Origin of the sequence: Iningainema tapete BLCC-T55, from assembly GCF_014698965.1 — a bacterium.
GTDB lineage: Bacteria > Cyanobacteriota > Cyanobacteriia > Cyanobacteriales > Nostocaceae > Iningainema > Iningainema tapete.
The window spans coordinates 150,830-163,727 of sequence record NZ_JACXAE010000110.1 but is presented as its reverse complement, the minus strand read 5'-3'; the positions used below and the strand labels follow the sequence as shown (position 1 = coordinate 163,727).

At 40.2% G+C, this 12,898-nt stretch carries 11 protein-coding genes and 3 pseudogenes; 10 read left to right on the top strand and 4 right to left on the bottom strand.

Features of this window, described 5'->3' with window-relative positions; genetic code table 11:
- Positions 1–313: 313 nt before the first annotated feature.
- Positions 314–535 (bottom strand): annotated as a pseudogene (locus tag ICL16_RS36845) (glycosyltransferase); the annotation flags it as partial.
- 234 nt (positions 536–769) lie between these two features.
- Positions 770–2,494 (bottom strand): ArnT family glycosyltransferase, encoded by a 1,725-nt coding sequence (locus ICL16_RS36840; RefSeq protein ID WP_190836533.1) that lies wholly within the window; start codon positions 2,492–2,494, stop codon positions 770–772.
- 341 nt (positions 2,495–2,835) lie between these two features.
- Between ICL16_RS36840 and ICL16_RS36835 the strand changes: the two are divergent.
- From ICL16_RS36835 to ICL16_RS36810, 6 genes and pseudogenes are all read left to right on the top strand, one after another.
- A pseudogene (locus ICL16_RS36835) lies at positions 2,836–3,015 on the top strand (ATP-binding cassette domain-containing protein); the annotation flags it as partial.
- A 353-nt stretch (positions 3,016–3,368) separates the two neighbouring features.
- On the top strand, positions 3,369–3,800 hold the full coding sequence (locus ICL16_RS36830; RefSeq protein ID WP_190836532.1) for a hypothetical protein: 432 nt from the start codon (positions 3,369–3,371) through the stop codon (positions 3,798–3,800).
- A gap of 221 nt (positions 3,801–4,021) precedes the next feature.
- Positions 4,022–4,252, top strand: a complete 231-nt coding sequence (locus ICL16_RS36825) for a hypothetical protein (RefSeq protein WP_190836666.1) — start codon at positions 4,022–4,024, stop codon at positions 4,250–4,252.
- Positions 4,249–4,467, top strand: a complete 219-nt coding sequence (locus ICL16_RS36820) for a ParE family toxin-like protein (protein WP_190836531.1) — start codon at positions 4,249–4,251, stop codon at positions 4,465–4,467. The genes ICL16_RS36825 and ICL16_RS36820 overlap by 4 nt, the downstream gene beginning before the upstream one ends.
- Positions 4,468–4,740: 273 nt before the next feature.
- Positions 4,741–5,415 (top strand): sigma-70 RNA polymerase sigma factor region 4 domain-containing protein, encoded by a 675-nt coding sequence (locus tag ICL16_RS36815; protein WP_190836530.1) that lies wholly within the window; start codon positions 4,741–4,743, stop codon positions 5,413–5,415.
- 34 nt (positions 5,416–5,449) lie between these two features.
- Positions 5,450–6,376 carry a DUF1822 family protein gene (locus ICL16_RS36810; RefSeq protein ID WP_190836529.1) on the top strand — a complete coding sequence of 309 codons (927 nt, stop codon included), beginning with the start codon at positions 5,450–5,452 and terminating at the stop codon, positions 6,374–6,376.
- Between the two features lie 18 nt (positions 6,377–6,394).
- On the opposite strand, the gene ICL16_RS36805 is transcribed toward ICL16_RS36810, so the two are convergent.
- Together ICL16_RS36805 and ICL16_RS36800 are read right to left on the bottom strand one after the other, a co-directional pair.
- Positions 6,395–6,760: a hypothetical protein gene (locus tag ICL16_RS36805; RefSeq protein WP_190836528.1), complete on the bottom strand. Its 366-nt coding sequence runs from the start codon at positions 6,758–6,760 to the stop codon at positions 6,395–6,397.
- A pseudogene (locus ICL16_RS36800) lies at positions 6,760–7,062 on the bottom strand (DUF5674 family protein); the annotation flags it as partial. The gene ICL16_RS36805 and the pseudogene ICL16_RS36800, both read right to left, overlap by 1 nt.
- Positions 7,063–7,195: 133 nt before the next feature.
- Here ICL16_RS36800 and ICL16_RS36795 point away from each other — a divergent pair.
- From ICL16_RS36795 to ICL16_RS36780, 4 genes are all read left to right on the top strand, one after another.
- Positions 7,196–10,165, top strand: coding sequence for a tetratricopeptide repeat protein (locus ICL16_RS36795; protein WP_190836526.1), 2,970 nt, complete (start codon positions 7,196–7,198; stop codon positions 10,163–10,165).
- Between the two features lie 213 nt (positions 10,166–10,378).
- Positions 10,379–10,810 carry a hypothetical protein gene (locus tag ICL16_RS36790; protein WP_190836525.1) on the top strand — a complete coding sequence of 144 codons (432 nt, stop codon included), beginning with the start codon at positions 10,379–10,381 and terminating at the stop codon, positions 10,808–10,810.
- A gap of 349 nt (positions 10,811–11,159) precedes the next feature.
- Positions 11,160–11,756 (top strand): type IV toxin-antitoxin system AbiEi family antitoxin domain-containing protein, encoded by a 597-nt coding sequence (locus ICL16_RS36785; RefSeq protein ID WP_190836524.1) that lies wholly within the window; start codon positions 11,160–11,162, stop codon positions 11,754–11,756.
- On the top strand, positions 11,753–12,715 hold the full coding sequence (locus ICL16_RS36780) for a nucleotidyl transferase AbiEii/AbiGii toxin family protein (RefSeq protein ID WP_190836523.1): 963 nt from the start codon (positions 11,753–11,755) through the stop codon (positions 12,713–12,715). The genes ICL16_RS36785 and ICL16_RS36780 overlap by 4 nt, the downstream gene beginning before the upstream one ends.
- The last annotated feature ends 183 nt before the right edge of the window (positions 12,716–12,898 follow it).

Genomic DNA, 12,898 nt, shown 5'->3' with positions numbered 1-12,898 from the left:
CTGAAAATTTTGCCGCTCTAAAAATTACGCTAGCCCATGTTGCCTAGCACCGCTGCGCGAAAGTCACGCATTCAAAAGTCAAAATTATTATATATCAAAGCTTTTGCTGTTTAAAATGGTTGCTTTACTTCCGCCGACTTGTACTAGTCTATAATCCTCAAAAATAACATCATATCCATCCCCTTCTGGCGATGCACACTTGATTCCCACCTGAACTTCTCCCATAATAACTGGAAAATACGCATTAATAGTAAGTCAGCTTCTAACTCAATTGCCAGAACAATTGCTTCGCTCTCACCCCTATCTAATCTCTCTGGGACAAAAAACGCTGGACGAAACTCCAACTACTCACCCCACCGCCTTCCTTATGACGACTAGCAACTGCTACATCTGATCCTTGTTGAATCACCTGTAATAGTTGCAACAGTACATGAGGTGGATGCGGCAAATCCACATCAATCACTCCTAAAACACTTCCTCTAGCTGCCTGCCAACCGCGAATCACAGCACTAGAAAGTCCTCGCTCTTGCTGGCGTCAAATTACCCTTGAAAATTTATGAGCTGAACAGACCTTGCTTTTTTAACAGCTAGTATAAGCTAGAGTTAATACTTAAAAGTATAATTTATACTTAATTACCGTATAACAACTTACTCTGTTTTGATATAATTTTGAACACTTTTTGTCAACTTCATAATTAAATTATATTTTTTTATATTATCTTCATACATCATAAGAGTATCACCAAATTAAGGTCTCAAAAAAATTTTACTAATTCTTAGGTATATAATAGAGCCATATCGACTTTCCAACTTTCTCTACAGGTTGATAGTCTCGGAGCCAAGAAAATTGATCGTAGGGTGGTTTATCTGTCCCTAATTTTAGGCAATAAATGCTGATGGCAATCCAACCAGTTTCTCTCTGATAAGGTTTTAATTCTTGTATTGCAGGAAGATGGAATCGATTTAAATCAATTCCTGTACTACCATTGTACTTAATTGCTAATTGGTTAATTCCACGGTTTTTAAGTGTTAGTGCAAGCCGCTTGAGATCCTGACCCCAATCCAAATCACTATCCACTACGATTTCTTCAGGATGATTTTTTGCTAATTCATTGAAATAGGGTAAATAATCTGGATGAGCAGCAAATGATGATATTAGTTGCCATGAGAAAAGTATTGTTACAAGTCCTAGTGCAACAAATTGAAACTTTTTATGAAAAGACAGTAGTTTTGATACGCCATAACCTGCCACAATTGCAAGTAAAGGGTATACAGCAAGTATTTGACGAACTCCATTATTTATGGTGCCAAGCATACCTACTACTAGAACTCCTATAACTGAAACTACAGGTGTTAGGAAGCGAACTTCTTCTCGCCGTTGGATTAGTGCATATTTGAAGACGAAGAAGAAGCCGAGCGCACCTAGCACGATAAAAGGTAAGGGAGTTTTGACTAAGAGAAGAATAGGATAATAGTACCACTGACCCTCTGTTCGGATATCTCCAAGCAAATAGACAACCTTTGGTTTGTTCCTATTTCTCAAAAAATCACTTATTCCACCTAAAAGCTCTATAGCAGGTACAGGAGTATTTTCAAGAACAAAATATGCAATATTGTGGATTGGTCCATCAACACCAAAAACTCGGTTAACTACCTTATAATTGCTAGTTTCTGGTCTTAATAGTGGGCTGAGGGAAAAGCGATATCCAGCCCAAATTGTTAGCGAACATAGTAGCAGGGCAACTACTGATGCAGTCATCCACTGCTTAAATTTTGGCAACACTGGCTTTTCAGTAAAACTTTTTCTGAAGAAGGGAATACTATATACTGCTATAATCAAACTTCCAGCTATAACCAAAAAACCTATGGCAGGTAATTTTGATAGGATAGCTAAACCTATACTAATTCCCAAAATACAACTACGTAATAAAGTTGGTCTATTTAACCATAAAGTCAAAGCAAATAGTGCAGCAGTAACCAAGGCAGCACAAGCCATATCTAGCGTAGCAAAACCCGTGTGGGCAAGGATAGGAGGCAAAGTTGTAAATAGTAATGTTGCTGACAAAGATGTAATTATTCCACCACAGTTTTTTGCCCATAAAGCTACAACTAAAGATGCAATAATAAAAAACGGCAATATTCCTATTCTGGCTAAGGTTAAATTATATTCATATGTTCCCCCAAACTGGAGAATGGCATTTCCCTCATCCCAAACCTTATACCAAGATTGATTCAGATTGTCCCAGCCCTTAATGCCATGTAGATAAGGACCTAGAGCACTCATTACCCGCGCTAGGGGAGGATGAAAACGTTCATAAGTGTACCGTCCCTTATCAAGCCATTCCATACCTGCTGCAATATGAAATGGCTCATCCCAAGTTTGCCAAAAGACACTATAAGTTGAACAGACTCTCACACAACCTACTACTATGAGCAAGGCTATCAATAACACAAAGGCAAAGTTGTGATTAGAAGGAAGAATTTTTCTTGTCATATTTGATTCATGCTATTAGCAGAACATTACTTAAGTAATCTTACATAATTAAGTGTAAACTAAATTTAAATAAAAATTATTTTTTACTTAAAGCTGAATTGAATTTAGGGTAAAAACATCTAATTTTGTATAAACTATACTTGACATTAAAAACCTAGAGTGAAAAGAACCAAACAGCATAGCCTGATGGCAATCCTTACCATAGCCGTTTATTTGGTAGTGCTAAGGTGCATCTTTTGCCCAGGAATTTTGAACGGTAAGCGTATTTAAGTAGTCCCTAAAATAGAGATAAACTTTGTTGAGATTTGTATAGTAAGGGATAACCTCTCACGGCTCCCGCCATTTTAAGAGAAAATCTAAAGAAGCGTTACGGCACGGTTGAAGCCGTTAAGGATGTTTCCTTTTAAGTAGAACCAGGAACAATCTTTGGTTTACTCGGTTCTAACGGAGCAGGCAAAACAACAACTCTGCGTACTTTGTGTACTCTCACTACACCAGATGCTGGTAAAATAGAAGTTGCGCTGGGCAGGAACAACGGTCTTAAGAATGAAAAATTTGTTCGCTCTCGCGAACATAATGTGTGACAAGTCAGAAATCAGAAATCTGTTTTTGGCTCAGTTGTCTCAATAATCTGGTTTGGCGAAACTGACCATTGTGCTGGTTCGTTGTACCATTGCATAGTTATTTAACCTTTTTTCGATAATTTAGCAAGTTTGGCTAGTTTTATAACTATTCATTCCCCAGTACTTGAAAAAAGTAAAGTTTTGTAAACGACTTTTCCTTTTGCATAAAATCACATCAGGGGTAGAGATATAGAAGTAAGAGCGATCGCAATGGTTGCTTTACCTTAAAAAAATTTACCAGGGGAATAGTTATGTTAAAGAAAATGGTAGCAACCGTGCTAGCATCAGTTGGTCTATTGAGCTTAAATGCTAATCCTACATTAGCAGAAAGAGCCGTAAATTATAGTACTTACCGAAAAGTTTATCCATCAACTTGTTCCATTGCGATTGAGGGGAAAAGATCTACCTGTGATTATGTTGTGTTTGGAGCTTTCAATGATGCAACTGCCAATATTAAACTCTGCTCCTCATCTGATTGTTTTGTCCTCATGCTTACTCCTAGCCAACTGTCTCGTATTTCTAATGGACAAAATTTCTCTGTCTACAACCTAGCTTGGCAGAGAGGCAGTTCTATTGTTCGTCGATGGGATACATCTATGCAATGTGGATTCAGTCGTACAGATGGCATCGGATGTGTAGGTGAATTGGATAATGGTAATGCGATCACCGTCTACACCGAATAGTATAGACATTTCATAAGTAGATTTAAAAACTGGTGGTTTTCAAGACTAGCCAGTTTTTCGCTTTGTTGAAATCTTTTAGTTAGTTCTGATTCAAGTTGTTCCACTGATATGTCTACCCGATTCGGTGCAGTTGCTAATCATCGCAAAAAGACGAGGTGAAAAAATCAATGCTAGAGTGTGAAAAGTTGAAGACTAGTAAAGTTGTGAAGGGAAATAGTGTTATGTCATCTGAGGCAATTACTACTGTAATCAAGATGATGGAGTCTTTGCCTGAAGTCGTACAAGACAAAGTTGTAGAGCATCTCAGAGAGTATCTTGACGATAAGCTCTCCGAACTTCAATGGGACGAGTCATTTAAGAAAACTCAACAACAACTCAAAGCAGCAGCCCAACGTGCTAAGCAAGAGATGAGGGAGGGACTTGCTCAACCAATGGACTACGACAAGTTATGAAGTCCGCAACCCTTCCCTCTTTTTGGGAAGCATACCAGCCCCTGAACTCACAGATCAAACGGAATGCGAGAAAAGCCTATCAACTATGGAAAGAAAAACCTTTTCACCCATCTTTGCATTTCAAATGTGTTAATGATGAGGAAAATATTTGGTCTGTGAGGATAACCCGTGGTTACCGAGCCGTTGGCATTTTTGAGGGTGATACAGTTACATGATTTTGGATTGGTAGGCATGACAATTATGAGAAATTCTTCTCATAAACATAGGCTTTTGATGATCTGGACGCAGTATTATAAATCTAGTAACTTTAAGCACAAGTTTTGGGAGCAGGCAATTAGGCGAATGCTTGGGAGCGCAGTGCCCGCTGGAGCCGCTACAGCTTATTAATTATGTAAAACTTTGTAAAGATTAACGGCTTTTGCGTAAAATCCTAAGGTAGGGGAAGATACCAGAATAGTCCTTCCCTACTGGAGCAACCAGAAGCATTGATGAGCAACGATTTCCACCAGAGAGATAACGCTCTCAACCAGCGACTACAGCAGCTAGTCGAGGAGGTGAGAAAATATCCAGCCAACGGCAGTTCAACTGAGCGAGTGAGGCGACGGATAGCGTTAAATAATCTTATCAGTACTATTCAAGTTTCCGAGAGCCTGAGCAAGCAAACAAAGTGGTTGGGATTGCCTAATTATCTAGAATACTATCGTGAGGCTTTACAGCAAACCTGTATAGAAATATGTCAAAAAATAGATGAATATAACCCACAATATCCAGTTATGGCATGGGTAAATAAAATTTTCACTTGGCGATTTAATGATCTAGTAAAAAAAGACCAAAAAAGAGGTTTGACTCAGCTTCCGAAAAATCAAGAAACTCCTCAAGTACTATCTCTGGAGGAACTCAATAAAGAACCGCTCATAGAAGATGAGATATCTGAGTTAGAACAGATTAAGGAAATCATTGAGAACGATCCAGAAGGTTTTTTTAAGAATGAGAAAATTCAGGGATATCCTCAAGCAAATTTACAAGTAATTCTTCTTTGCATCTTAGAAAGAAAAAGATGGAAGGAAATTTCTCAAGAATTAGACGTGCCAATGTCAACCGCTGCAAGTTTTTACCAGCGAAGAGTGCGTAAAATTATTGCTTACGTCAAGAAATATATATAGATTAATCTACAATACAATTCGGGAAAGCTTGGTTATGAATAGTATCACTAATAAAGTCAGTTTTACCATTTCTTTATCTTTTGAAGCTCATTCCATCGCTCAACAATGTCGCCAAGGAATCTCTAATCCCGACAAGGCTAAACAAGTTTATCTGAATACTTTGGCTGTGTATGCAGTGGATAATTATTTACGTTGTATGGGATTTCAAACGGATTGGGATAAAAGTGACAGCCGCAATCCTTTAGCGATTAAGTTGATGGATGTCGCTGATTTAGAAGTCAAAAATATTGGTAAATTAGAATGCCGTCCTGTTTTACCAGAAGCACAGGCATTTGAGGTTCCGTTAGAAGTTTGGGAGGATAGAATTGGTTATGTAGCAGTGCAATTAAATTCTTCTGTGCAATCAGCAAATATTTTAGGATTTACCCATCAAGCAGCGGTGGAAGTTTCTTTAGATAGGTTGCAATCTTTAGAAGACTTTTTGCTCTATCTAACAGAGCTTGAAGAAGCTAATCACCAAAAAGAAGAGTCATTAACCATTGTGAAAATTGGGCATTGGTTAGAGGGAGTTATTGATGCAGGTTGGCAGACAATTGATGAGCTTTTAAAACCTCAGCAGTTGGGACTAGCTTTTAAGAATGAAGTTAGTATGACACGGGGTCAAAAAATTGATTTGGGGATGCAACTCGACAAAATAACCTTGGCGTTAGTGGTGAAAATTACATCAGAAAGTGAGACGGAAGTTGATATTTTAACACAAGTGCATCCGTTCGGGGAAATCGCTTTACCTGAAGGAGTCAAATTAATTATTAGTGATGAATCGGGAGCAACGGTTTTAGAAGCGGTATCGAGGGAGGAAGATAATTGGATTCAACAAGAGTTTAGTGCTGAGTTAGGAGAAAAGTTTAGGATAACGGTTGCTTTTGGCGAGTCGAAGGTGACAAAAGAATTTGAGGTGTAAGTTGTACGTTTTTGGCATCTAAACACTCTCAGTCTCCTCTGTAAGTAAACCAGACATATTTAAGATGCGATCGCTCCAAGAAGCTGAGGTGGCGCTAACAAATGCAATTTCGGCAGGCTGAGAGACAATTATTGACCAACGTTGTTGCCAAGAAAGTAATAATTGACGTAACTGAATAAATTCTGGAGTATTAAATTCTTCATGTTCTATCAATAGTGACAAATAAAATAAACTTTCACTAAGTATGACTGGAACACCTTGGCGAGCTGACTCAGTATCAAAACACCAGGCTTTGATACGTGCTAGGCACGATGCAAGTTCCCCTAACTGCATTGAGCGAGTTTGCTTCAAAAATCCTGCTTCGATAGAACTCCAGTTAGGCATTATAGTCCTCCCAATAATCGTATGGTAATTTGGGTAACTCGTTCTCTTATCTCCGGAGACTGTATCTCCATGTTGCGGTTATTCTGACTTGGGCGAATATTTATTATAGACTCAAAAAAGATTTTCTGCGTATATGGGTTCCAATCTGCTCCCCAGATATCACGCTGTTTGCTCCCATCTTTGAGTAATTCTTGTTCACACTCGTAATGTCTTTCGCTTCCACCTGCTAATATTTCACGTTCTATATCAACGGCGATTTTGATAAAAACTCCCCACTCTCTCAACATTTCTTCTAATTCTTCAGCAGCCCATCAAAAGTAGAGACGCGAAATTTTGCGTCTCTAATGTAAACTATTGTAACAAAAACCACTTTTCGCGTAAAAATTCAAGGTATGGGAGGATACCAGAGTGGAGATTCCTTACCATAACATTTGAATGAACAAAATCATCGCCCTTATTTCCTCCTTGTTACTCTTACCATTTCCTGTTTTAGCTTGGGAAATTGGCTCTCATTCTTTTTCCCAAGTAGCAAGGGGAAATTCCAATTGTGAAATAGAACCAGAAAATGGGGAAAGCGCAGAATATTCAGAAAAGCAACTGCAAACCCTCGCCAGCCGAATTACTGTCAGAGTTATCGGTGATCACAACGGCGGTTCAGGAACAATACTGGCAAAACAAGGAAATACTTATCTAGTTGTCACTAATTCCCATGTTATTCGAGGGGTTAATTCTGTGAGCCTACAAACTGCTGACGGTAAAACTTATCCAGCACAAATCGTCCCCCAAACTAACTTTGAAAAATTCGATTTAGCCTTATTAAAATTTCAGACAAATCAAAATTATTGTCTGCCAAGAGAAATCGCAAATTTTACACCCAATATAGATATGCCCGTCGTCGCGGCGGGCTTTTCGGCGGAGAAGGGACATGTAGTATTTTGGTCAGGAAAAATTAAAAAAACTACACGCACAAAAGAAGGATATGAAATCGGTTATACCAGCAATATAGAACAGGGAATGAGTGGTGGACCAATTCTAAATACTCAGGGAACCCTGCTCGGCATCAATGGTAGGAGTGCTTATCCCATTTTAAACACGGGTTATGTCTATCCCAACGGTTCTCGCCCAACCTCTGAAGAAATCAAAGAAATGAGGAGTTTGAGTTGGGGAATTCCTACATCTACTTTTTTAGCACAGGTAAACCCAGAGATTCTCACCGCCTATTCTCTGCCAATACCTGCTACTTCCTCCATCGTACCAGAAACGCCATTGATAGGATGGTTAGGGGAATTAGAACAAAAAGCCAAACAAATTACGGTTAAAATTGATAGTAAAAGTCATAGCAATGGTTCCGGAATTATTATTGCCAAAGATGGGGACACCTACACTGTCTTAACAGCATCTCACGTTGTGTGTGAACGAAAAAAAAGAGGAGAAGATGCCACTAAGCCGTGTGAAGACGATAACTATCAAATTCTCGCCCCAGATGGAAAACAATATCCCGTAGACAAAAGCACCATCAAAAGAGAAGAAGGGGTAGATTTAGCAGTTGTCAAGTTTACTAGCAACGCCACCTATCAAGTGGCGACTCTAGTAGATTATAACCCTAACAGTAGTGACTCTGGTGGAGGCTATAACTATATGTTCACTGCCGGGTATCCCAAGTTAGGAGAGCAGTCACCTTGGCGGTTTACAATCGGGCGGATTTTTGATAAGGAAACAGGATTATTACAAGTTAAAGATTCTGACTTTCAAAGCAATAGTTCTGATAGATTACAAAGTGCCAGTTCCTTAACGGGAGGATATGAGCTAGTTTATACCAGTATTACCTATGGTGGGATGAGTGGCGGACCAGTGTTAGACTCTGTAGGGCGAGTCATCGGCATTCATGGACGAGCTGAGGGGGAAGACGCGCTAGATAACAAGACAGGGGATTCTGGCAGTAGTGAAGGTCAAGTACAAATAGGGTATAGTTTAGGCATTCCTGTGAGTACCTTTTTAGGATTGGCGACACGGCTGGGTGTGAAGCCGCAAAGGCTAGAAAACACTCCACCTCCTCAACTGGATAAACAACAAGTCAACTCTATTCAACAAGCGGTATTATCAGCAGATATTTCCAAAGGAAATGCAACGGCTACCCAATGGTTAGAAAGAGGAAATCAACTGTGGCGGTTGAATCGTTTGGAAGAAGCAGTCCAAGCCTTTGATGAAGCGATTAAGCTCAAACCATCTTTCATGTACTTAGCTTACTATGGTAAAGGTTTGGCGTTAGGATATAGCGGTAAATATCAAGAGGCTGTTGCTGCATTCGAGCAAGCAGGGAAGCTTAAACTTGAGTACGCTGCTGCTTGGTACTACCAAAGTATAGTCTATCGAGAGTTAAACCAACTAAATAAAGCATTAGTAGCAATAGACAAAGCAATTAAACTTCAGCAAGATAACCCAAACCTGTATAACAATAAGTGGGCGATATTAGAGGGTTCAAAACAGTATGCACTTGCTTTATCAGCAATAAGCAAAGCGATTGAATTCAGTCCCCGTGCTGCATTTTACTATAATCGGGGGGTTACTTACCATAAGCAGCAAAAATTAGACCAAGCTCTTGTTGATTATAACAAAGCCATTACACTTAATCCTCAGCTTACTAAAGCCTACCACAATCGGGGGATGCTTTACATTGATCGGCAAAAATGGGACTTAGCTCTTGCTGATTTCAACAAAGTCATTATACTCAATCCTCAGTTTGCTAGTACTTACAACAATCGGGGAATTGTTTACCATAAGCAGCAAAGATGGGACTTAGCTCTTGCTGATTACAACAAAGCCATTACACTCTATCCTCAGTATGCTGTTGCTTACTTCAATCGAGGGGAGCTTTACAAAAATCAACAAAAATTGGACTTAGCTCTTGCTGATTACAACAAAGCCATTACACTCAATTCTCAGTTTACTGATGCTTACAATAGTCGGGGAGGACTTTACTTTGTCCTGCAAAAATGGGATCTAGCTTTGGCTGATTTCAATAAAGCCATTGATATCAATCCTGAGTTTGCTAAAGCTTATCACCATCGGGGTATTCTTTACCAAAACCAACAAAAATTGGACTTAGCTTTGGCTGATTTCAACAAAGCCATTGAACTTAATTCTCAGTTTACTGATGCTTACTTCCAACGGGGCAGTCATTACTGGCTCCAGCAAAAATGGGATCTAGCTTTGGCTGATTTTAACAAAGCCATTGATATCAATCCTCAATCTGCTGATGCTTATATAGGTCGAGGAACAGTTTACACTCTGATTGGAGACAAACAGAGAGCCATTCAAAATTTACAGCAAGCAGCACAACTGTTGAAAGTTCAAAAGAATACTACTCTTTATGAAGTAGTTATGAATATGTTAAAAGAGTTATAAGGATTTTAAGGGATTAGGGATTGGGAACCGCAGACTGGGGATTAGGGAGCGGGCAAAGAACGAAAATTCCTTCTCATTCCCCAGTCCCTTAAAAAATAAAGTTTTGTAAACATTTTCTCCTCCTGCATAAAATCACATCAGGGGTACAGATATAGAAGTAAGAGCAATCAAAACGGTTGTACCTACAAAAAAGATTTTACAAGGGGAATAGTTATGTTGAAAAGAATGGTAGCAACTGTGCTAGCATCCGTTGGTCTATTGAGCCTGAATGCTAATACTACATTAGCAAAACCAGCCGTTGATTTTAACTATCACAAAACCTATTATCCATCAACTTGTTCAATTGCTATTGAGGGAGAAAAATATAGCTGTGATTATCTAGTTTTCGGAGCTTTCAATAATGCTAGTATGAATATGAAATTCTGCTCCAAGCAGTATTGCTTAATCCTCGTAGTTGACGCTAGCCAAGTTGATCGCGTTGCTAATCAACAAAATTTCCGAGTCAACAGACTGGCTTGGCAAAGAGGTAATTCCATTGTTCGGCAATGGGATACAACTATGCGATGTGGTTTCAGTCGTACAGAAGGAATCGGATGTGTAGGTGAATTGGATAATGGCAATGCGATCGCTGTCTACACCGAATAATATTTTTCCCTGTAAAGTTTTGTAACAATTGGAAAAAGACGAGGCTAGACTTCCAATGGCAAAGCAGCCAAGTGGTTCAAGGGATTGTTTGACGCAGATAGTGACGCGCTCTGAACAAGGACGGCAAATTTGTCCCCTTCCCTATTGGAAGATGTTGTCACTGCGCTACGGAAGAAATTGAAAGCTTGTGACGAAACGTTATATATTTCCAATAATAATAAACATTTCGTCATACAATACCAAACTTAATCCGCTACTATTGATAAAGTGTTGATAAATATATGTAACTGTAAACGTTTTATCACATAGCAGAAAAGATCGAAGCTACCTCTAAGCGACCGAGGGAAGTATGACCAAGATACAGCAGGTACTGGATCTCGCTCATGAAATGGGTGTCATCCGGGCTAAGGACGTAGAAGCAAAAGGGATTCACCGAGAGTACCTCAAACGGCTGGAGCAACAGGGACTGCTCGTCCGTTCTGCGCGTGGTATTTACACTTTCGCAGATGCTGACATTACAGAGAGCCATACGCTGGTTGAAGCGATTAAACGAGTGCCTCATGGGATAGTTTGCCTGCTTTCTGCCCTCAGCTTCCATGAACTGACAACACAAGTACCCTTCGAGGTTTGGCTAGCCATCCCGCCAAAAACGCGGACGCCGAAAGAGGATCTGCTGCCGCTGCGGATTGTGCATGTCTCTGGCGAAGCACTCTTGTCCGGAATCGAAGAGCATGAGATCGAAGGGGTGCGCCTACCCGTTTATTCACCTGCCAAAACGGTGGTCGATTGCTTCAAGTTTCGCAACAAAATCGGTCTTGATGTTGCGCTGGAAGCCCTGCGCGAGTGTTTACGGGAAAGACGCTGCACGGTGGATGAGATTTGGCATTATGCTAAGATTTGCCGAATGCAGAATGTCATGCGTCCCTATCTTGAATCCCTCGGATGAGCCAACAGCAGCCTCGTAACATCCCAGCCTCTGTTAGAAGGCGATTGCTTCACCTTTCAAAAGAACAAGGAGAAGACTTTAATTACCTGTTAACACGGTATGCTGCAGATCGTCTTTTGTACAGGCTTAGTCAATCTGTTCACAAGCATCAGTTTATTCTCAAAGGAGCAACACTTTTTAGGGTGTGGAGTGGTGAACCTCATCGGGCAACCAAAGATGTGGATCTGCTGGGGCATGGCAATAGCGAAATCTCCTCTTTGACAAAAATCTTTCAGGAAATCTGCGAGATTTCATGTGAGGATGATGGCATCACCTTTGGGTCAGAGACAGTTAAGGGAGAAAAGATAAAGGAAGACCAGGAATATGAGGGGGTAAGAATTAAACTAAGAAGTCAACTGGAGACTACGACTATCCAGGTTCAGATAGATATTGGGTTTGGCGATGCCGTTACGCCCAAAGCCCAGGAAGTTGAATTTCCTCCTATTCTGAATCTGCCCGCCCCTTGTTTACTGATCTACCCGCGTGAAACAGTCATTGCGGAAAAGTTTCAGGCGATGGTTGCTCTTGGCATTATGAACAGCCGCCTCAAAGATTTTTACGACATCTGGTTTCTGTGCCAAAAATTTGAATTTCAGGGAACTATTCTTAGTGAAGCCTTGAAAAATACCTTCCATCGACGCAGGACACCCTTGCCCATAGCGCTGCCCTTTGCCCTAACAGCAGAATTCGCTTTTGACAAAGATAAACAGAAACAATGGAAATCCTTTGTAGATAAGGGACAACTGAAGACAGCACACGTTTCATTGCCTGAAGTTATTGCTGTTGTGGGAGAATTTTTAATGCCTCCCAGTCTTGCTGCCGCACAAGGAGAGGTCTTTAACAAAATCTGGATTGCCTCAACCTATTGGTCTGAGATGCGCCCATTTGGCGCACTTGATATTAGTCCAGAGAAACAGTAAACTTTTATAATAATCTTCCCCGACTGCGTAAAATCACATCACCAAGACAGTAAGACAAATAGAGACAAATGGAACGATCGCGGTTTATGAGAAATTTCTCTCATGAAAACGGCTACTCCCTTGCCACTATAAGATTACCTATATCTTCTGTGTCTGTCTCCTCTGCGTTCTGGGCGTCTTTGC